The 21,974-nt window shown below is 41.3% G+C and carries 20 protein-coding genes; 18 read left to right on the forward strand and 2 right to left on the reverse strand.

What is annotated here, in order from left to right; all coding sequences use genetic code 11:
• Positions 1–20: 20 nt before the first annotated feature.
• The 3 genes from ACFRAK_RS06915 (at position 21) to ACFRAK_RS06925 (ending at position 1,603) form a co-directional block, all read left to right on the forward strand.
• Complete coding sequence (locus tag ACFRAK_RS06915) at positions 21–506, forward strand: PaaI family thioesterase (RefSeq protein WP_387597068.1); 486 nt, start codon at positions 21–23, stop codon at positions 504–506.
• A gap of 225 nt (positions 507–731) precedes the next feature.
• Positions 732–1,187 carry a LytTR family DNA-binding domain-containing protein gene (locus tag ACFRAK_RS06920; protein ID WP_214743187.1) on the forward strand — a complete coding sequence of 152 codons (456 nt, stop codon included), beginning with the start codon at positions 732–734 and terminating at the stop codon, positions 1,185–1,187.
• The gene (locus ACFRAK_RS06925; protein WP_394571456.1) at positions 1,184–1,603 is read left to right on the forward strand and encodes a DUF3021 domain-containing protein; all 420 of its coding nucleotides are present in this window, start codon (positions 1,184–1,186) and stop codon (positions 1,601–1,603) included. Before ACFRAK_RS06920 ends, ACFRAK_RS06925 begins: the two co-directional genes overlap by 4 nt.
• A 355-nt stretch (positions 1,604–1,958) precedes the next feature.
• Here the strand turns inward: ACFRAK_RS06925 and ACFRAK_RS06930 are convergent, their stop codons facing one another.
• Positions 1,959–4,028, reverse strand: coding sequence for a Na+/H+ antiporter (locus tag ACFRAK_RS06930; RefSeq protein ID WP_394571457.1), 2,070 nt, complete (start codon positions 4,026–4,028; stop codon positions 1,959–1,961).
• Between the two features lie 374 nt (positions 4,029–4,402).
• Here ACFRAK_RS06930 and ACFRAK_RS06935 point away from each other — a divergent pair, with 374 nt between their 5' ends.
• From ACFRAK_RS06935 to ACFRAK_RS06975, 9 genes are all read left to right on the forward strand, one after another.
• Complete coding sequence (locus tag ACFRAK_RS06935; protein WP_387704816.1) at positions 4,403–5,995, forward strand: spore germination protein; 1,593 nt, start codon at positions 4,403–4,405, stop codon at positions 5,993–5,995.
• A 53-nt stretch (positions 5,996–6,048) separates the two neighbouring features.
• Positions 6,049–7,236: a Ger(x)C family spore germination protein gene (locus ACFRAK_RS06940; RefSeq protein WP_387597057.1), complete on the forward strand. Its 1,188-nt coding sequence runs from the start codon at positions 6,049–6,051 to the stop codon at positions 7,234–7,236.
• A gap of 14 nt (positions 7,237–7,250) precedes the next feature.
• Positions 7,251–7,454, forward strand: coding sequence for a hypothetical protein (locus tag ACFRAK_RS06945; protein ID WP_260287353.1), 204 nt, complete (start codon positions 7,251–7,253; stop codon positions 7,452–7,454).
• A 47-nt stretch (positions 7,455–7,501) separates the two neighbouring features.
• Entirely contained in the window at positions 7,502–8,602 is a 1,101-nt protein-coding gene (locus ACFRAK_RS06950) for a GerAB/ArcD/ProY family transporter (protein WP_387597054.1), read from the forward strand.
• Between the two features lie 188 nt (positions 8,603–8,790).
• Positions 8,791–9,897 (forward strand): GerAB/ArcD/ProY family transporter, encoded by a 1,107-nt coding sequence (locus tag ACFRAK_RS06955; RefSeq protein ID WP_387597052.1) that lies wholly within the window; start codon positions 8,791–8,793, stop codon positions 9,895–9,897.
• Positions 9,898–10,318: 421 nt separating this feature from the next.
• Complete coding sequence (locus ACFRAK_RS06960; protein WP_394571458.1) at positions 10,319–11,092, forward strand: extracellular solute-binding protein; 774 nt, start codon at positions 10,319–10,321, stop codon at positions 11,090–11,092.
• Positions 11,093–11,114: 22 nt separating this feature from the next.
• Entirely contained in the window at positions 11,115–11,585 is a 471-nt protein-coding gene (locus ACFRAK_RS06965) for a COG4315 family predicted lipoprotein (protein ID WP_387597046.1), read from the forward strand.
• 80 nt (positions 11,586–11,665) lie between these two features.
• Positions 11,666–12,220 (forward strand): RNA polymerase sigma factor, encoded by a 555-nt coding sequence (locus ACFRAK_RS06970; protein WP_387704822.1) that lies wholly within the window; start codon positions 11,666–11,668, stop codon positions 12,218–12,220.
• The gene (locus ACFRAK_RS06975) at positions 12,221–12,943 is read left to right on the forward strand and encodes an anti-sigma factor domain-containing protein (RefSeq protein ID WP_387597040.1); all 723 of its coding nucleotides are present in this window, start codon (positions 12,221–12,223) and stop codon (positions 12,941–12,943) included.
• A 235-nt stretch (positions 12,944–13,178) separates the two neighbouring features.
• Here the strand turns inward: ACFRAK_RS06975 and ACFRAK_RS06980 are convergent, their stop codons facing one another.
• A complete protein-coding gene (locus ACFRAK_RS06980) occupies positions 13,179–14,552 on the reverse strand; it encodes a sigma-54 interaction domain-containing protein (RefSeq protein WP_192207941.1) in 1,374 nt (457 codons plus the stop codon).
• A gap of 295 nt (positions 14,553–14,847) precedes the next feature.
• Between ACFRAK_RS06980 and ACFRAK_RS06985 the strand changes: the two genes are divergently transcribed.
• The 6 genes from ACFRAK_RS06985 to ACFRAK_RS07010 all read left to right on the forward strand — a co-directional run bounded on the left by ACFRAK_RS06985 (position 14,848) and on the right by ACFRAK_RS07010 (position 21,840).
• Positions 14,848–15,867: an NAD(P)/FAD-dependent oxidoreductase gene (locus ACFRAK_RS06985; protein ID WP_387597037.1), complete on the forward strand. Its 1,020-nt coding sequence runs from the start codon at positions 14,848–14,850 to the stop codon at positions 15,865–15,867.
• 27 nt (positions 15,868–15,894) lie between these two features.
• Entirely contained in the window at positions 15,895–16,143 is a 249-nt protein-coding gene (locus ACFRAK_RS06990) for a ferredoxin (protein WP_387597034.1), read from the forward strand.
• 90 nt (positions 16,144–16,233) lie between these two features.
• The gene (locus ACFRAK_RS06995; RefSeq protein WP_192208154.1) at positions 16,234–17,316 is read left to right on the forward strand and encodes an aromatic ring-hydroxylating oxygenase subunit alpha; all 1,083 of its coding nucleotides are present in this window, start codon (positions 16,234–16,236) and stop codon (positions 17,314–17,316) included.
• Complete coding sequence (locus tag ACFRAK_RS07000; protein WP_387597031.1) at positions 17,309–18,760, forward strand: aldehyde dehydrogenase family protein; 1,452 nt, start codon at positions 17,309–17,311, stop codon at positions 18,758–18,760. Before ACFRAK_RS06995 ends, ACFRAK_RS07000 begins: the two co-directional genes overlap by 8 nt.
• Before the next feature lie 18 nt (positions 18,761–18,778).
• On the forward strand, positions 18,779–19,861 hold the full coding sequence (locus ACFRAK_RS07005; RefSeq protein ID WP_387597028.1) for a tartrate dehydrogenase: 1,083 nt from the start codon (positions 18,779–18,781) through the stop codon (positions 19,859–19,861).
• A 218-nt stretch (positions 19,862–20,079) separates the two neighbouring features.
• On the forward strand, positions 20,080–21,840 hold the full coding sequence (locus tag ACFRAK_RS07010) for a CocE/NonD family hydrolase (RefSeq protein WP_394571459.1): 1,761 nt from the start codon (positions 20,080–20,082) through the stop codon (positions 21,838–21,840).
• Positions 21,841–21,974: the final 134 nt, after the last annotated feature.

Below are 21,974 nucleotides of genomic sequence, written 5' to 3' on the forward strand. Positions count from 1 at the left end.
CTGAAAAAGGGGGAGAGTTGATGGAGGAGAATATGCCAAAAGCGATTCAAGATGATTATCCAGATGAATTTGCATGGTGTTATGGATGTGGTCGGTTAAATAAAGATGGTCATCATTTTCGAACGGGTTGGCAAGGCGAACAAACAAAGACAATTTATACACCACGTCCAGAGCATATCGCAATTCCAGGATTTGTTTATGGCGGCTTGATTGCATCGTTAATTGATTGTCATGGAACAGGTTCAGCTGCACTGGCAATGCATCGTAAAAATGGGCATGAAGTTGGAGATGGAGTGGAGCCTCCCAGGTTCGTGACCGCTTCACTTAAAGTGGAGTTTGTAAAGCCAACCCCAAATGATGTGCCATTAATGGCAGTTGGGAAAATTCATGAGATTCATCCTAAGAAATGGAGAATCGAAACAGAGGTATTTGCGATCGATAAACTTTGCGCCCGAGGCGAGGTTGTCGCCGTGGTGATGCCAAGTACGTTTACAAGCAAAGAGTGATCGAACTCTTGGAAAAGGTCATTAAATAAGCTAATTAATATGAACGCAATCAAAAGGGAATTAAGATTTTGCAAAGGGCCGTCCAATTATTTGGACGGTTATTTAGTGTATCTGTGTATCCATTTCAAGCATGTTATCGCTATAAAGCGGCATGTAGCTGGAAATCACAAACGAAATATCAAAGATATTAATATACTTACATTATAAGTAAAGGGAGGCCGCAGAATGAAAATAAACGTAGAGATAGATGAGGAGATCAAGGCGATAGAGGTGCTTATCCGCAATCATGAATGGAATGAGGAAGTGCAGGAACTGATGGAGCGCTTGAAGGAGAGGAAAAGACCGTATTTTGTTGGTAGAAAAGAAGAAATGCAGCATGTCTTCCGGGCAGAAGAAATTATCTGTTTGTTCACAGAGCAAGATTCCATAATGGTGCGGACGAAACAGGGTACTTTCGAAATGAAAGAAAGGTTATATGAACTGGAAAGGGACCTTCCTGGTAATCAATTCGTGCGTTTGTCCAAGTCAGTGATTGCAAATTTGGATGAGTTAAGCAGATTCGAGGCATCTTTCAACGGTACCTTATGTGTGTATTTCCGATCAGGGGAAAAAGAATATGTTTCTCGCCATTATGTTCAAGGGATCAAGAAAGCATTTCAATGGAAAAGGAAGGGATTATGATGAAAACACTATTATTCCGTAGCTTTGCTGGGATTTGCCTTGGGGCACTCGTGATGGTGCTGACGTGTTTTGGAGTGATCGCTTTTGGGGAGGTCACAGCATTAGACAGTGAAATATTTGTAAAAAACGCGATAGGCTGCTTATGCTGTGGCTGGTTCTTCAGCACGGCAACAATCATCTTTGAAAATGAAAAATGGAGTTTATTATCTCAAACCATTCTGCACTTCCTGACTGTCAGCATCCTTTACTTCCTATTATCCTTTTTTGTTGGGTGGATTTCATTCAGCTTAAAAGGATTAGCTATAGGAATTGGGATTTTTATACCATTCTATATGATCATTTGGATCATTTTCTATCTATATTTCCGTCATCAAGTGAAGATATTGAATGATGGACTTGATAAAAGAGAGAATTGAGGGAGGATTGATCAATTAGAGAGGTGTAAAGCTGAACCGCAAGAAAATAAAGGCATTTTCGTATAACCCGCCGGCTTCATGATGCTTCATGAACTGCAGTATGTTCAATTGAAACAACAGTTAAAGCTGCAAAACGAAGTTACCATTTGAACGAACAAGAACACCAAAAAGGATAATGGGATCAGGTTCCATGAAGATACCGTACCATCTTAAACTGGAACCCTCTTATACCTGCTCGAACTATAGCAGGTCTTTTTATTTTCATTTTTCCTATGACATTTCTCCATTTGTTTGCCCCCCTTTGGATTTAAATAAAGAGACACCGCTCGCTGTTGTATCGGTGTCTCTTTGTATTTTATCGGCTTTCTATCATTAACATTTCATCATAGATTAAGTTCTGTCTAAGCTCAGTCGCTGTTTGCATGGATATTTGCTCATCTTCAACCATTTGCTGAATGATATCACGTTCGATTTGCATAGCATTCAACTGAAAATGACTCACCATCTCTTCAAAGCGATTAGCTTCTTTTTCACTTAATGTTCCGAATGGATTCAAATAACGATTATATCTTTGAATGACAAGCATGACTTCATGACGGTTTTCAGGTGTAGTTTGTTGTTTGATCAATGAAATAGCTTCCTTTGAAGCTTCTTTTTGGGCTTTACGGAACTCCCGTATCAGGTCAGCATTTTTAATGATGGAGTCCTCCAATTTAGCTTCCCATTTCTTATCCCATTTGACATTGATCTTTTTCTTGAAAAGAATGGCCTGCAAATTGATCCAAGCCCTTTTCAGCGAAGATTTTTGCATATAATTTAAGGTTCTTGAAATATACACTTTATAAAGTTCAAAGGCTGTTTGCGATATAGTCCCTTTTTCGACTAATCCAGAAACGACCTCCAATTCCTTGTTGGCACCAAGCTCCACTAAATCGCGTATTGTCCGATTATCCGGTCTATTCGTTATTCCCCGCTCCAAATCTATCAGTTGTTCATTTAAATCTTCCATCACTTGATGGACTGCTTTCTGATTATCCATGGTTGCTTCTTTGCTCAGCTGTTCGATCGTTTTATTTAAAATAATTTTATTAGCCTCCTCAGGGGTTAGGCGCTCATCTTTGAATACAACCGGTGTCTTTACCAGTAATGGCAAAAGAACCGTAGCCAATATGACGCTTAACAATATGACGCAAGCTGCGATAAACAAGACTGTATTACGCATCGGGAATAAAGTGTCATCCGGCATGAAATATGGTATGGATAAAGCTGTAGCCAATGTGATGGTACCATGAATGCCGCAAACGGATGTCAAAAATGCAAATCGGGATCTTGAGACATAATCATCATCGGTGTTTTCGCTATCTTCTGGATGAACCCTTGACATGATGAATTGCTCTAAGGGATTCACTCTGTTTTTCGTGAAGGTATTATGCAAAATGTATACCCAAATAAAACGGATCACCAATAATAAAAGAACAATCAAAACACTTATCCCAAAAAGAGTACCCCTATTTAGGTCGGACTCAATTTCCTGATAAACACTCGGCAACATGAATCCTAATAAAGCAAATACAAGTCCATTCAAAACATAACCTAATACAGACCATGTATTAGTTGATACAATTTGCAATTTAGTTGTGGAACTCTGAAGGCGGTCCCGCTCGATGCCATGGATTACACCTGCAGCAACCACTGCCAAGATTCCGGATACATGGAATTCCTCAGCTACCATATATATGGCAAAAGGCGTAATCAGTTCAATAACAATGGACATGGAGATTTCTTCAAGTCCATGAACCCGTAAAAATAATCGTAATTTAACGATTAAATAGCCCAATAGGATACCTATAAAGATACCGCCTAAAGCTACAAATATAAAATTTAGCGAAGCATCTTTTATAGAAAATACCCCAGTTAGGGCAGCTGTCAAGGCAACTTTAAAAGCAACGATTCCAGCAGCATCATTGAAAAGTGATTCACCTTCAAGGATGGGCATCATATTTCCGGGCAATTTCAACCCTTTTGTAATCGATTGTACCGCTACGGCATCTGTAGGGGTAATCGTTGCTGCTAAAGCAAAAGCGACAGCCATCGGCATATCAGGTATTAACCAGTGGATGAAAAAACCTCCTGCAAAAACAGTCACGAACACTAACCCAAAGGCCAATAACAGAATAGGTTTACGCAATTCAAGCAATTCTTTACGGGACGTATTTTTTCCTTCTGTAAAGAGCAGCGGAGCAATGACACAGATCATGAATAATTCTGAGTGAAAATCCAATGATAATTGAAATGGCAATAATGAAAGCACTGCTCCCATGGATATCTGATATATCGGCAGTGGAATACGGGTCCATATGGCATTTAATATTGTAGCGATTATTGTGGAAACTAATAATCCGAGCAATGTGATTAAGAATGACATAGAATCTCCCTTATCTTCTAATGTTTTAGTCTGTTTGCCCATGAATCTTCTATAAAGAGATAAAAAAGAAGGGGTATTTTAAAGCGAATATCCATCCTTTAAAAAGTATCCCCCACTTTATGGCCTTGCATATCTTGGTCAAAATCCATACTTAAACAGAGGCAGTATTTTTCACTAGCCTCGGTTTTTGATATACCCCTTTGTTATTAATTACAAACAGGATATCACAAAGGATTACGGTTTATTCAATATCAACTTATAACATAACTTTTCAATTTGCTAAATATAAGTTCATGCTGAGCTCATGATTTTCTGTATAAAATACCCTTAATGAAGAAACATAGAAAAATGGAGTTAGAGCGACCTGCAAAAAAATGGGGGTAACCAGCTTGATTCGTAATGTTGGCAAATTGTTAAGAAAAAAGAAAGAAAAAAAATCCCTGGTACAAAATGATTATCTGGATTCCAAACCTGCAGATTCACTTGATGAGAATTTCAGTCAAAATGTTGAAACACTTCGTTCTGTTTATAATAATTGCTCCGATGTCATGTTCCGCTCGTTCTTACTTTTCGGAGAGACGCGGGCGATGCTCATTTACATTGCGGGACTCTCAGACATCGAGGCGATAGAGCAATATGTGCTATCCCCACTCATGCAGGAGTCATCAAAAGAACCACAACAATTAAATGAGTTTATTGAACATAAAATGCCCGTTCCTAAAGTGGTAAAAGTGAATTTTTTGGCGGATTGCATTGAATCGATTTCCTCTGGAAACCCGATCCTTCTATATGAAGGGGGAAGCGATGGATTTTCTTTAGGATTGTCCAAATGGGAAAAGCGGGCGATTGAAGAACCTGTGGCAGAGGGGGGAGTTAGGGGGTCACGAGAGGGGTTTATTGAATCTCTAGAGGTAAATACTTCCCAATTGCGACGTATTATCAAAAGTCCTGCCCTTAAAATACAATCTATGAAGATTGGAACTCTTACCAGGACGAATGTTTCGATTGCTTATATAGATGGACTTGCGGATAAAACACTGATTGAAGAGATTTCAACACGGTTGGAACGAATTAAAATAGACGGTATTTTAGAAAGCGAGTACATCGAGGAAATGATCGAGGACAATCCGTTTTCACCTTTCCCTCAGATCATGTCGACAGAACGGCCGGATGTAGCCTGTGCCAGCTTGCTGGAGGGACGAGCTGTCATTCTTGTAGAAGGAACTCCTTTTACTTTAATTGCACCAATATCCTTCTTTTCTTTAATTCAATCACAAGAGGATTATGCTCAACGTTTTATGGCAGGCACCTTTATCCGTTGGTTACGATACTTTTTTATGGGATTATCTCTTTTGCTTCCTTCACTTTATGTTGCTATTTTAACGTTCCATCATGAGGCGGTCCCAACCGCACTCCTGCTAAGCATAGCAGCATCCCGGGAATCGGTACCTTTTCCTGCAATAGTAGAGGCATTGGCTATGGAAATTACGTTTGAAGCACTAAGGGAGGCAGGGGTTCGATTGCCGAAGCAGGTAGGTTCTGCCGTCAGCATTGTTGGAGCGCTAGTGATTGGTCAAGCTTCCGTACAAGCGGGCTTGGTTTCAGCGCCAATGGTCATTGTGGTTGCGATTACGGGAATCGCTTCTTTTATGATGCCTCGCTATATTGCCGGAATTGCTTTCCGGATGCTGCGTTTCCCAATGATGCTGCTTGCCGGTACCTTAGGGCTGCTTGGCATCATGATGGGAATCATCGCCATAGTCATTCACTTATGCAGCTTACGTTCCTTTGGCGTTCCATACTTAGCGCCACTGGCGACGTTAAAAGGTAAAGAGCTGAAAGATGTGCTGTGGAGAGCCCCTTGGTGGATGATGGATACACGTCCGCGTCTCACAGGGGATTCTAATGTATACCGTCAAGCCCCGGAACAGAAATCAAATCCTAAAAGGGGGAGTGAAACGGAGTGAATAATAGCTGGAAGCGAAAAAGGATCTCGGAGAAAGGAAAGAGGCGTCATTTCATGAAAAGCGTTCTTCTTTTGCTCGTTATTTGTGGAACGACCCCCTTTCTAAGCGGTTGTTGGGATCGAATAGAAATCACTGATTTGGCGATTGTCACAGCAGCCGCCATCGATAAGAAGGATAAGAATCAAATAGAACTATCTGTCCAAGTCTTCATTCCAAGTTCAATAAGCAGTGGAGGCAGTTCAGGAGCGACCAGCCAGGGAGGGAGTGCGGTTGCGACATTGGTTAGAAGTGAAAAAGGCCCCAATATTTCAGATGCATTGTCTAAGCTTCAAAGCAAGCTTCCGCGAAAAGTATTTTGGGGACATTGTAAAGTATTTGTTTTCGGTGAAAAGTTAGCGATGGAAGGAATTCAAGAGCAGCTGGATTTTTTGCTGCGCCATCCTCAGCCAAGAGAGAGAGCAAATGTGTATGTCAGTAAAGGGAAAGCAAAGCCTATCCTGGAATCGTTGCCACCCCTGGAAAAATATTCAGGGGAAGTGCTTAGAGAACTATCTGATTTACATATTGGGATGCTGGTCACACTACAGGATTTAGATGAAATGTTAACAGGTAAACCTCAAGCTGCCGCACTTCCAGTCGTTAAAATATTGCCGCCGGGGAAAGGGCAAACAAAATTACAGGGAATTCCTTACATTTTTGGGACAGCCGTTTTAAAAAAGGATAAGATGACCGGGATGATGACAGAAAAAGAAACAAGAGGGCTGTTGTGGTTAAGGGATGAAATTGAATCATACACCGTGACCTTTCAACCCGAAGGTGTGAAAGGGGAGATTTCTTTGAATCCAGTGACGGCTAAAATCAAGAAGATTCCGCAATTTCGAAATAACAAATGGAAATTGTTAGTGAAGGTAAATACAGAAGGAGCTGTTATACAAAATGGAACGAATTTAAACCTTTCAAGTCCAAAAATGCTAAAAGCTGCAGAACGAGCATACCAAAAAGATATAGAAGATCGCATCGAGATGGCTTTTCTGCATACTCAGGATAAGAAAGCGGACATTTTAGGGTTGGGTAAAGATTTCTATAGGAAGTACCCTAAACAGTTTAATAAGGTCGAAAACCACTGGGATGATATATTCGCTGAGATGGAAGTGGAAATCGATGTTGCGGCCCATATTCGAAGACAGGGCTATATAAACAAACCGGCAGGTTTGTCTGAAAATGAGGTGAAGGACAAGTGAGATGGGGGGCTTTTTTGTGTACAACCGTGATCGTAGCTTTAATCATTTTGTTTGAATGGCCGAAAATGAAAAAAAACCCAAAAAAAGATAAAGTGGCATTTCTTACACTGCTCCTCACTGGCCTGGTTTTGTCCATGTTCAATCTCCCGCAGATGTCAGGACCCACTCAATGGATGGAAACTCTTTTCAGGCCATTTGGAGAGTTTATGGAAAAGTGAATCTGTTGCGGCATTAAATTCAGTCTTTTAAAGAAAGGAGGGAGCAGATGGAGAAAGGAAAAATTTCATCTCTGCAGATGGCATTCATGATGTATCCGACGATTGTGGCAACGGCTATGCTCGGAGTTCCAAGCATCACTGCCAAATATGCCAAAACTGATTTATGGCTTTCCCCCATTTTTGCTGCGCTAATAGGGTATCTGACGGTGTATATTGCGTTTAAACTGCATAAAATCTATCCAAAACAAACGGTTTTCCAATTCACTGAAAAGATTATTGGCCTGATTCCGGGGAAAATTCTCGGTTTCTTACTTTTGTTTTTTTATATCCAGAACACGGGGATAATCGTTAGAGACTACGCGGAATTTGTGGTCAGCTCTTTTCTGGTAAATACCCCTATTAGTGTGATCATGGCATCGATGGTGCTTTTGTGTGCTTTCATCGTACGCGGGGGAATAGAGGTGTTGGGGCGAGCTGCTGAGTTGTTTGTACCGGTTTTTATTTTTCCAATTTGTATCTTAATCCTCTTGCTGATTCCTGACTTTGATTTTATGAATATATTCCCGATATTGGGTAATGGCTTAATGCCCCCAATCAAGGGTGCGATTGTACCGGGAGGATGGTACAGCGAGTTTTTTCTGATCATTTTTCTTCTTCCTTTTTTGGTGGATATGAAAAAAGGGATGAAATCCGGGATGATGACTGTATTTGCCGTGATGATGACGTTAATTGTGGTGAATCTTTTGGTTCTTTTTGTACTAGGGGGAACAACACCCTCAAAGAATTACCCCTTGATGAATATATCTCGATACATTAGTATCGCCGACTTTTTTGAACATGTGGAGTCCGCTGTCATGGCGGTATGGATAGTAGGGGCGTTTTTGAAAATTTCCGTATTTTATTATGTATCTGCTTTAGGTACGGCGCAGTGGCTGAATCTTTCCGACTATCGGCCCGTTGTATGGCCGATAGGGATTTTGATTGTCATTTTCAGTTTTTGGTCGTTGCCTAGCTCAATAGATGTTAATCATAATGATAACATGGTCTTCCCTTCACAAGGAATCTTGATGCAAACGATTATTCCTCTGATATTGTTGGTGATTGCGGTTGTAAGGAAAAGAAATCGTAAAGGAACCGAAACAAGCTGAATGAGCGTTTTTATGCTAAAAATCTTATCGATAAGGTGCTATCTATGTCCATACTCGCGCAACGGGGGCAGAACCAACTGATTGGATTGCATCTTTTTTTAGCCGTTTGATGAGTTTACGAAAAAGTGAATCTATCCAGTGGTTGTGTGATTTCAGATTTACGTACTACCACAGAAAGGAGGAAGACGATGGAGAAAGGAAGAATTTCAGCTTTACAGATGGCATTCATGATATATCCAACAATCGTGGCAACGGCTATTCTTGGTGTCCCAAGCATCACAGCCAAATATGCCAAAGCTGATTTATGGCTTTCCCCCATTTTGGCGTCTCTCATCGGGTATGCGACGGTGTATATCGCTTATAAACTGCACAAACTTTATCCGAAACAAACGGTTATCCAATTCAGTGAACAAATCATTGGTCGGATTCCGGGGAAAATTCTCGGTTTTTTATTCTTGTTTTTTTATATCCCGATCACAGGGCAAATCCTAAGGAGTTATGGAGAATTTATTGTCGACTCTTTTCTGGTCAAAACTCCGATTAGCGTGATCATGGCATCGATGCTGCTCCTCTGTGCCTTTATCGTCCGTGGAGGGATAGAGGTGTTGGGGAGAGCTGCCCAATTGTTTGTTCCTGTTTTTATCCTTCCGATCCTCCTCTTAATCATTTTACTCGGCCCTGATTTTGAATTTAAGAATATATTCCCGATATTGGGGAATGGAATTATGCCTCCAATCAAAGGTTCAATTATACCGGGAGGATGGTTCAGCGAGTTTTTCCTGATCATTTTTCTCCTCCCTTTTTTAGCGGATGTGAAAAAAGGAATGAAATATGGGATGATGACTGTGTTTGCTGTGATGATGACGTTAGTTGTGGTGAATCTTATCGTTCTTTTTGTACTCGGATCGACAACATCGACAAAGAATTATCCCCTGATGAATGTAACTCGGTATATCAGTTTAGCCAACTTTTTTGAACATTTGGAGTCCGCCATCATGGCCGTATGGATAGTAGGAGCGTTTGTCAAAATTTCTGTGTTTTATTATGCAGCTGCTTTGGGTACTGCGCAGTGGCTGAATCTCTCCGACTATCGTTCTGTTGTATGGCCGATGGGGGTTTTGATTGTAGAATTCGGCTTTTGGTCGTATCCTAGCTCTATGGATGTCAGTCGATATGATATCGTCGCCTTCCCTTTTCATGGACTTTTGATGCAAACGATTATTCCTCTGTTATTGTTGGGAATTGCTATGGTTAGAAAAAGAAATAGACAGAGAAAGGGAAGCAAATCAAGCTGACCTTTTCAGCCGATTTTTTGATCTTTGATTTAAGAGGCTTGAAAAAGTATGGGAATGAAAGTAGGCAAAAGGAACTCTATCTTCATGTTAAAACAAAGTTGATAGGAACGAAATGTACGAGACTCCTGCTTAGAAAAGCGCATCAATGGGAGAAACCGCAGGTGCAATGGCGCCGCGGGCACTACATTCCAATCAACGGCCATTTTAAAAACCTACAAAAAATTGTAGGCAAACTCAATTATTTTGGAGTCTCATCTGCAACCATTCCGTGTTCGAATGGTTTTTTTGTTGCGAGAAACTGGAGATCATTAGATGTATTTTGCAGCAAGTTAAAAATAATTAACGATTTTTTTCAAACCGTTTGGAAGTTTGTCCCGTTATCTATAGTACAAAGGCTTTTTAGAGGGGAGAGATAAAAGAATTGAAAAAGGTCATTTTTGTCGGTTGGATAGCATTGATGACAGTCTTGTTAGGATTTTCACCGGAAATGGGTACGAAACGGGGGCAAGCAGTCAACGATGTCGTAAAAGTATACGGTCCAGGTGGCCCTCTTGGACCTATCAAGGAAATAGCGGAACGATTCACCAAAGAAACAGGGATAAAAGTTGAAGTTACAGCGGGACCTGAAGAAAAATGGATTGATCAAGCCAAACAGGATGCAGATATCATTTACGGAGGGTCCGAGTATATGCTGACTGAATTCATGCATGATCATCCGGAGGTCCTTGATGAAAAAAAACGTACAGAATTGTATGCACGGTCAGCTGGCATTCTGGTTAGAAAAGGAAACCCGAAGAATATACAGTCATTGGAGGATTTAACGAAGAAGGGCGTAAAGATTGTAGATGTTAATGGAGCCGGGCAACTGGGGCTATGGGAAGATTTGGCCGGAAGAAAAGGATTGATCCCTGGAATTAGCAGGAATATTGACATTTCAGTGAAGTCCAGTGCAGAAGCTATCGATCTATGGAAGGCAAATTCTAAATTGGACGCATGGATTACTTATGAATCCTGGCATTACAGTCTGGCGGATGTGACGGATCTGGTTCAACTTCCTGAAGAAGACAAGCTCTATAGAGGGACCCCGGTAAGCATAACAAGTAAGAGTGAAAACAAGAAAAAAGCAAAACGATTCATTGATTATCTTAAAACGGAAGAATCCCATCAAGTATTTCAAAAATGGGGATGGAAGTAAATTTTATGAGGAGTGAGAGTATATGAAAAAGTGGATGGTATTTTCAGTTTTTATGATGGTCCTAGTTTTGGCGGCATGTGGAAATGAAGCTGATGATTCACCCAAAAATGATCAAGTGGTTAGTGGGACTGCCGATGAAAAAGCGGTAACCCTAAAATTGTTGGAAAGTGGAACAACAGACGAATACCTCGCTGATTCCAAGGGAATGACACTTTATTTTTTCAAGAATGATAAATCAGGAAAAAGCAATTGCATGGGTGATTGTCTCAAAAAATGGCCGCCATTCATGGAAAGGGATTTTGCTGTTCCTAAAGGATTTGAGGAAAAAGACTTTGGAACCATTAAAAGGGAAGATACGGGGGAAGAGCAGGTAACCTACAAAGGATTTCCACTCTACTATTTTGTGAATGATAAGGCAGCGGGAGATGTCAATGGCGAAGGTGTGAAAAAAGTTTGGTATATTGTAAATAACAAGACGATTTTTCCAAAATAAGAAAAAAGGGACGATCAGTGATGGTCGTTCCTGTTATACGTTTTTTTCAAAAATTTACTTGTGAGGAGTTGCAGGTGCGATTGAAAGAAAAACTTGATAAGGAATTGATGGCACTAGTAATGAAAAAGCATCGTCCTGCTCTGGAAGAACTTTATGACCGGCATATTAAATTAATCAATGGTTATATTTTTAAGTTCACAAATGGAAATGCTGAAAAAACGAAGGAGATTGTGCAGTTGGTCTTTTTAAAGCTCTGGACCACAAAAAGCAGTTACAATTCCGAAAAGGGGCACTTTGTAAGCTGGCTTTTGACCGTTACACGAAATGTGTGTGTGGATTATGTCCGTAAAGACAGCGTTCATATCCGGAATAACAAACAAATGGACATGAGTCATCCAATAGACATAGAAGATCCTAATAATGATATAGAAAATGGGCTATTACACAGTGAAATTGCCAATGCAAAGAGTAAGTTAAGCAAGCCGCAAAAAAGGCTGATTGATTTACTGTATTGGAAAGGGTACTCGTTAACGGAAATTGCCAAAATTGAAAATGAACCGGTTGGTACCATTAAGAGCAGACTTCATCAGTCGCTTAAATTGTTGAAAAAGTATTTGGAAGTAGGTGGTTTGTAAATGGATACAGAGTGCACTAACCTGCTTTCATTTTTATCTGGTGAACTGGGAGAAAAAGAAAAAAAAGCATTCATGGAACACTTAATGCAATGCTCTGAATGCACTAGGGAGTATGAACAAATGACGGAAGCCTGGAATTCATTGAAATGGGATTTCGAAGAAATAGAACCTTCTTCTTCCCTGAAATCAGAGGTTATGAATTTTGTCTTTGAGACTGATGTTGAAGCTCCGGTGAGAAGGGAAAAGAATTGGAGTGGTTTTTTCTTTAAGCAGTTTACACCAGTCACTTCAGGTCTCTTACTGATCGCACTGGTTTTGGCGTTTGGGCTGTTATATTCCAATATTCAACTGAAAAAAGAACTTGCAGCTATCGATCTGCCAATGGAGGTTAAAACGTCGCTATCTTTGCAGCCAGCCGATAAGACCGCTGTAAATATGAATACGGACGGTGCTGCATACATTTTGCAGCAAGGAGAAGATAGAAGGTTAATCGTTCAGATTCAGAATTTGCCTAGCCTTCAAAAGTCCGAGGTGTATCAGGTGTGGTTGCTGAAAGATGGAAAACGGACAAACGCAGGAACTTTCAAGCCTGATGAATCCGGCACAGGATCATTGACATACAAACTGTCCATTAATGATAATTTCAATCATATTGGCATCACAAGAGAACCAGATGCAAATAGTACAAAGCCGAGAGGCGAAAAAATAGTAGGATCTTCTTAAAAATAAGAGACTTGCCCGCAAAGGGGAAGTCTCTTATTTACTGTTCGTGCCTGATTTTAATAGCTAAGTGATTTTAACAAGAAGAGGTCGCGATTTACAATGGAAGCTCATATGAATTGGGAATATAAGTGTTTACCCTTCACCATCGATCACTAGCAACGAATAACCAGCATTTTTCGGGTGGGGGTAAATGGACTTGTTTAAGGGTGGACAAACATTGTCATTTTCATGGTGCCTATTTATTCATTAAGTCCTCACAGTACTCCCGGATCAATGCTGAGGCTTTCGTTTGGCTGATGGAGAGGTCCTTCGCGACTTTCCTTGATGATTTATATGTTTGGTAAGATTTTCTGATCAATATCCGTTTCGTTTCATCAAGTGCTTTATCGAGAGTAGTGGGGAGATCAATCTGTGTGACCTGTTCAACGTTCTCGGTTATCATTTCTGGCAAGTCGGACATTAAAATAACGGAGTCACTTATTAAGACCAACCTTTCAATCAAGTTTTCGAGCTGGCGTACATTGCCGGGCCATGAATAATGAATTAATAGATTCAAGCATTCTTCCGAAATGACTTTATTTTCGTGATATCTTTCATTGAACTTATTTAAAAAATTGTACGTAAGGGGAATGATATCTTCTTTTCGTTCTCGCAATGGAGGCAGTTGAATATCAATCACATTCAAACGGTAAAATAAATCTTCACGGAATCTTTTATCATTGACCATTTCTATTAAGTTCTGGTTTGTTGCTGCGACGATGCGGATGTCGACTTTTTTCATTTCACTGCCGCCGACGGGAATAAATTGTTTGTCCTGGATTACTTGGAGAAGCTTTGCCTGCAGAGCGAGCGGGATTTCCCCAATTTCATCAAGAAAGACAGTGCCACCGTCTGCGGATTCAATCAATCCGCGTTTTCCAGTTTTGTTTGCACCGGTAAATGCACCTTTTGAATAGCCGAATAGTTCGGATTCGAGCAGTTCCTCCGGGATGGCTGCACAGTTGATTGTCAGAAAAGGTTTGCTTTTCCGTTTACTGATCCTGTGGATGAAATGGGCAAGCACTCCTTTTCCCGTTCCAGATTCCCCTTGGATTAAAATCGTGGAATCAGTCGGCGCTACCTTTTCACAAAAAGTGAGGATGCGGTTGATTTTACCGCTATTAGTAATGAATCTCCCCGTTTCATCTTCGTCATGAGTGATTTTTGACTCACCACTTGCTTCATTTGCTTTTAACATTTTATATGTTTGGGTTTCTGTGGATGTAGTGACGACCAGTTCAATTTCCCCCGCATCATTTAAAATTGGAATTGCTGATGTCATCAATTCAGCCCCGATATACGTTTGTTGTTTTATGTAGCAAGGTTTTTTCCTTTTAAATACCTCAGGCACGATGGAGGGTTTCCAGTACCCTTTTTCAAATAAGTCCACATTATATTTGCCAATGACATCAGTAGGTTTCAGACCATAATGGCGCTCACATGCCTTGTTGACGTAAAGAATCCGCTTTTCGCCGTCAAGGACGAAAATCTCATCTGAGGAATGATCAAGAATTTTTAATAAAGTTTGGAGCGTCATCTCGACACTGTCAGTAGAATCCGTACTTTTCATAGGGTAATCCTCTTTTCAAAAGGGAATGAGTGAATTTTGATTAAGGTTTCATCAATTTCGAGTTAATTATAACTCGGTATGATAGCGTTTTCAATTTGAATTCTAAATATTTTGTTTATTTAGTGTGTTTCCGGAGGTTGGCACACATATTGCATTATATAAAATTATCAATTGGTGAAATTGACGAAGTGCTACGTTTGCATGTCATATTATTGCATGAATCGACATCTGAGCATAGCGGACTTCTAGTAAGCGGATTTATCTTATTCAAGGAAGACATCTAGGGGGAATGAATTTGGAAGAAAAGTATGAAGTATCTGACATAACTATTATCGGGGGAGGACCGGTTGGTTTATTCACAGCCTTTTATGCGGGGATGCGCCAAGCTTCAGTGAAAATCATTGAAAGTCTGCCTCAATTGGGAGGGCAGCTATCTGCTTTGTACCCTGAAAAATACATTTATGATATTGCAGGTTTCCCGAAAATCCAGGCCCAGGAGCTAATCGATCGATTACTGGAGCAAATGGGTCAATTCAAAGCGGATATTTGTCTTAATCAATCTGTAGAGACCATTGTTCGTACTTCGGATGGGATGTTTGCCATTACGACATCCGAAGAAACACATTACACGAAAGCGATAATCATAACTGCTGGAAACGGGGCATTCCAGCCTCGGAAACTAAAAATGGAAGGCGAAGAAAGATTTGAAAATGCCAACCTTCATTATTTCGTCCAGAATATGAGCCAATTCGCTGATAAGAAAGTGGTTGTGTTCGGTGGCGGTGATTCGGCGGTCGACTGGGCGCTAATGCTTGAACCGATAGCCGAAAAAGTGACACTCATTCACCGCAGGGATAAATTTCGTGCCCATGAACATAGTGTAGAGCGTTTGAAACAATCCAAGGTTGAGGTCTTGACTCCTTATCTCCCATCCGAATTGATCGGAGATGAACATATAGAAAAAGTGATTGTGACGGATGCGAAGAGTGGAAAACCGCTTGAATTGGAAGTCGATGACGTTCTCGTCAATTATGGATTCGTATCATCAATAGGGCCAATTAAGGATTGGGGTCTTGAAATTCAAAACAATTCCATTGTTGTCAATTCTAAAATGGAAACGAATATCAAAGGCATATACGCAGCAGGAGATATTTGCACGTATGAAGGCAAGGTGAAGCTGATTGCTAGCGGGTTCGGTGAAGCGCCTACAGCAGTGAGTAATGCAAAAGTTCATATCGACCCGAGTGCGAAAGTTCAGCCGCTGCACAGCACGAGCACAATGGGAGGAAAAGAGAAAAGCACAACGTCCGTTTAATCATGTAAATGGAGGGAGGGAAACCACATGGCTAAATACACAGTAGTTGACCAGGAGACATGTATCGCTTGCGGGGCATGTGGAGCGACTGCACCGGAGATTTTCGATTATAACGATGAAGGAATCGCCTTTTCAATCCTGGATGCCAACACAGGAATAACCGAAGTATCCGAAAATCTGGAGGAAGACTTGGAAGATGCCTTTGATGGTTGTCCGACAGATTCGATTAAGTTGGCGACGGAACCTTTCGCCAATATACCGGTGTCAGCCAGCTGAATCGGAAGTTCGGATCAATTAAGAAATATCAATTTTTAATAGCTAGTATAGCAGGGATGCTAGTAATCACTTTTTAGGGGGAAATAAATGATGGCTTATAACAAGGTGGAAAATGTAACAAATCGTACATTTGAAAGAACATTGACATATGACAAATACACGGATCCGAAAGTTCTCGAAAAGGAAATCGATCTAGTATTCTCTAAATCTTGGCAGCTTGTGGGTCATGTCAGCCAATTGGAAAAAGTGGGATCATTCTTTACGACAGAGGTAGCCAATGAGCCGATCATAGTGAACCGCGGCCAGGATGAGGTGATCCGCGCTTTTTATAACGTATGTCCGCATCGTGCCACTAAGCTTGAAAAAAGTGAATCAGGCAAGAAGAAAATTTTACAATGCAGTTATCATGGTTGGACATTCAAATTGGATGGGAAATTGAACAAAGCTCCGAATTTTAAAGGAGAAGATGAAGCCTGTGTACAAGATGCCTGTTTACGCTCCGTTCGCATGGAAATCTTGGAATCTTTAATTTTTGTAAACTTGGATGATAACGCGAAACCGCTTAGTGAATCTTACGGCGATTTCTTTGACCGTTTAAGTAAATACCCGTTTTTAAGTGAGTTAAAAAGAACAAGCCAAAAAACGAGGGTGATCAAAGCAAACTGGAAAGCGTTCATAGATAACTATTTAGAATGTGACCATTGCCATGTAGCACATCCAAGCTTTGTTGCAGCACTTGATATGGATGATTACCAAATCATTACTTGTGATAACTATTCACTGCAAGGTTCGATTGTTAAACCGGATAAAAATTACGGAACGGTAGATTTAAATAAGGCTGAAATGCAAGGAGGATCCTTTTTCTGGCTGTGGCCTAACTTGATGTTGACCATTTATCCAGGTCCTGGAAATATGGCAACCATTCAAATGGTTCCGATTGATCACGAAACGACTTTGGCTGTTTACACATATTATTTCCGCGATGAGAATTTGACTCAGGAAGAGAAAGATCTTGTTACGTTTGCCGAACAAGTCCGTCAAGAAGATGTGGAACTTGTAGAGCTGGAACAAATAGGTTTCCGCTCCCGTGCCTTTAACAAAGGTAGATATTCTTCTTCGGAAAAAGCAATTGTTCAATTTCATGAAATGGTATTGGAGGCCCTAAATGAGTAAATTAGCGAATCAATTTAAATCGATGAAACAATATTTGATGATCAATGGCGAAAAAGTCGAAACGGAAAGCTATGCCCCGCTATTTTCCCCTTTCTCCGGGGAAGAAATCGCCCAAATTGCCATGGCGGATAAAGAGCTGACCGAAAAGGCGATTGCAGCAGCCTACAATGCGCGCGAAGTCATGGCAAAAATGCCAGCATATCAAAGGGCGGATATATTGGAGAAGGCTGTCGCGTTATTAATGGAGAATGCGGAAGAAGCGGCAGAAATCATTTCCCGTGAATCAGCCAAACCGATCATGTTCGCAAAAGCGGAAGTTGGAAGGACCATCGAAACGTATAAGTTCTCGGCTGAAGAGGCTAAAAGGATTCACGGTGAAACAATTCCTTTTGATGCAGCCATAGGCGGTGTTGGCCGAATTGGTTACACGTTAAGAGAACCGATCGGGGTCATTGGTGCCATCACTCCATTTAACTTCCCGATGAATTTAGTGGCGCATAAAGTCGGACCGGCAATAGCTGCAGGGAACACCATTGTTTTGAAGCCTGCTTCGCAAACTCCGCTGTCCGCACTTTTCATCGCAGAAATTTTTGAAAAAGCAGGTCTGCCGGCTGGCGTATTAAATGTAGTGACAGGACCGGGCGGCACTGTCGGAGAAGCGATTGTAGAAAACGATCGGGTAAGCATGATCACATTCACAGGCAGCCCAAGCGTTGGAATCGGAATCCGCAACAAAGCGGGTCTGAAAAAGACCACACTTGAACTTGGCTCGAACTCGGCCTTAATCATTGATAAAGATATAGATATCGATAAAATTATCGATCGCTGCATCATGGGTGCCTTCTCCAATCAGGGGCAGGTCTGTATTTCATTGCAACGTGTATATGCACATGAAGAAGTGTATGAAGAGTTTGTCGAAAAATTCACTGCAGCGGCCAAAAAACTTAGAATTGGCGATCCATTGGATCCGGATACGTATATATCCGCCTTAATCTCAAAAGGGGAAGCGGCCCGTGTATTGGGCTGGATTGAGGAAACCAAAGGCAGTAGGGCAACGATCGCTGCAGGGGGGAAATTGCAAGGTGACATTCTTGAACCGACAATCATTACAGATGCAGATCATACGCTAAAAGTCTCATGCCAGGAAGCATTTGCTCCGGTTGTCATTGTAAATAAAGTGGGTTCAGTGAAGGAAGCGATTGATCAAGTGAATGATTCCCGCTTTGGCTTGCAGGCCGGGATATACACAAACAATGTGAAAAACGCATTGTACGCATCACGGGAATTGCATGTAGGCGGTGTGATCATCAATGATGTGCCGACCTATCGTGTCGATCAAATGCCATACGGCGGAGTCAAAGAAAGCGGGACTGGCCGTGAAGGCATTAAATACGCTGTGGAAGAAATGACCGAAATGAAATTGGTCGTTTGGAACCAAGACTGAAAATTGAGGAGATCATTTATGAAACAATTCAAAATTGCGGTCATCGCAGGAGATGGCATTGGCCCTGAAGTGATTAATGAAGGCATAAAAGTATTAAAAAAAGTGGCTGAACTGGATTCAGGTTTTCAATTGGATTTCACATACTTCCCATGGGGCTGCGAATTTTATGCCGAAAATGGTAGAATGATGGATGATGATGGGATAGAAAAGCTGAAATCGTTTGACGCGATTTATTTGGGTGCGGTCGGGTTTCCGGGCGTTCCAGACCATATTTCCCTATGGGAGCTATTATTGAAAATTCGTAAAAGTTTTGATCAGTATGTCAATATCCGGCCCGTGACATTATTAAAAGGGGCACACTTGCCTCTCGTTGATGTGAAACGTGAAGATATTGATATGCTGTTCATCCGCGAAAACAGTGAAGGTGAATATTCAGGCGCAGGAGATTGGCTGTTTAAAGGGCAGGAACATGAAGTTGTTCTGCAAAACGGTGTGTTTTCCCGTAAAGGGACGGAAAGGATCATCCGATATGCTTTTGAAACCGCGAAAAAAGAAGGCAGATCGCTCACGAGCATTTCTAAAGCCAACGCCTTGAATTATTCGATGGTTTTCTGGGATCAAGTATTCGAAGAGGTCAGCAGGGAATATCCCGGAGTCGAAACGGCTTCATATCTTGTCGACGCAGCGGCAATGCTGATGATCAAAGACCCGAAGCGCTTTGAGGTCGTTGTCACTTCGAACCTGTTCGGTGATATTTTAACAGACTTAGGAGCAGCGCTTGCTGGAGGAATCGGACTTGCTGCCGGTGCCAACATTAATCCTGAAAGGGAATTTCCATCGATGTTCGAACCAATTCACGGCTCAGCTCCTGACATTGCCGGCAGGGGTATCGGAAATCCGCTTGCTTCCATTTGGTCAGCAAGCCAAATGCTCGACTTTTTTGGCTATGAATCACATGGTAAGATTGTGCTTGAAGCGATTGAGCAACTGTTGCTGGAAGCCCAGGTGCTCACGCCCGATATGAATGGCACGGCATCCACTTCCGAAGTGGGGGACCGGGTAGCGGAAATCATCGAGTCAATCATTTTATCCAAGGTCTGACGTGAATTGATAAAGGATCATTCAAAATAAATTGAATGGTCATTGAAATATAATGATGCATCCAAGTGTTAAGCCAATCGTTTATAAAAAAGGAAGAGGCCAAGGCTTGGAAAGAAAAGCACTTGGTCTCTTTGTTTTACGAAAGGAACACAGGATGGGGATCATTAATACAAAGTCGAAAGTAACTCAAAACAATGGTATAGCAAAGAGGAGCGGTCATGATGAAAAAAGTTGAAATAGTTGTCGAAAAAAATGTGCCATGCACAATGAGGGACGGCACCGTACTTTATGCGGATGTATACAGACCTAATTTGACTGGGCATTTTCCGGTGTTATTGACCAGGCTTCCGTACAGTAAGGACTTACCGCTTTATTCCCATCGTTATTTGGACACCAATCGTCTTGTTGAAAATGGGTTCGTCGTCATCATTCAGGATGTGAGAGGACGATTTCAGTCAGAAGGAGAATTTCAGCCATTCAGCCAGGAAGCAGATGATGGATACGACACAGTGGAATGGGCGGCTTCACTCTCGTATTCTACGGGGAAAGTGGGCATGTTTGGACTGTCATATTATGGATATACGCAGCTGCTTGCAGCGGAAAAAAAACCTCCACACTTAATCGCCATTTTTCCAGCAATGACGCTGAATGACCAAAGAAATGGAACGGTTTATCGTAATGGGGCTTTTGCTCTCGGCCTTTTTGAAACGTGGACATTGGAATCGATTGTACCTGATTTGCTGAAGCGGAAGTATGAAAAAAATAAGGAAATGACTTCAGCATTTCGAATGCTTGCTGACTCTCTCAACAATATTGAGGAATTGTATGCATATGCACCTATTAATGATTGGCCGCCATTAAAGGTTCTGGACGAAGATAACTTTTTCTTTGAACATTTGAATCACCCAATCGAAGACGAAACTTATTGGCAGAACTCAAGTATTACTGGGAAATTTGATAGCATACAGCTGCCTGCTTTTCATTTGGGCGGTTGGTATGATTGTTTTATCGGCCCCACTCTGGAAAATTACGTGGAAATGAACAAAGTGAATGGTCAACTAAGCAATACTCAAAAACTAATTGTTGGTCCATGGAGCCATGGCCTTTTTTCCTCGATCCAGGGTGAACGCTCTTTTGGAGTGCATGCGTCTGGGGATTGGATTAACCTTGAAGAAGATATTACCACCCTTCATATTCGCTGGTTTAATCATTGGCTAAAAGGCATCGATAATGGTATTGAGAAGGAACCACCCGTAAAAATATTTGTGATGGGGATTAATGTATGGCGTGATGAAATGGAATGGCCGCTTGAACGGACTGAATATACGAGTTATTATTTGCACAGTAATGGAAATGCGAATACGAAAACAGGTGATGGGAGCTTAAGCAGAAATGAGCAGGAGGGCGAAAAGAAGGATTCATATATATATGATCCCCAAAACCCTGTACCGACAAAGGGTGGAGCTACACTTTTTTCCGGCCCACTTACAATGGGGCCGTATGATCAGAGCGAAATCGAAAAGCGGAACGACGTGCTTGTTTATACTTCTCGGCCTATGAAAGAAGCACTTGAAGTAACAGGTCCGGTTAAAGTGAAGTTGTTTGCATCAACTGACGCATCGGATACTGATTTTACTGCAAAGCTTGTGGATGAATCACCGGATGGCACAGCGGTTATTTTAACTGAGGGAATCGTCAACGCAAAATACCGGAACGGCCATCGAGCTGAAAAAGAACTGAATGGGGAAATCGTTGAATACGAAATTAACTTGTGGGCTACAAGCAATGTCTTTCTTCCAGGTCATCGAATCCTGCTTGAAATATCATCAAGCAGTTTCCCTCAATATGCCCCCAACCCGAATACAGGGAAATCAATGATTGAAAGCAGTGAAACAAAAACGGCCAGACAAACGATTTATCATAGCAGGGAATTTCCTTCCCACATTCTATTGCCGATTATTCCTACAAGTGAAAAATGATTATAAATACAGGGAGGAGACTTCCTTACGTTTGGTTTTCAACATTGTCACCTGTTTAATGAGTTAAAAACAGTTCAGGTGAGGTGATTAAAACTCAGGAATCAGATGATCAATAATTTTTTAAAAGAATTGTA

The organism is Peribacillus sp. NPDC056705 (assembly GCF_043656335.1).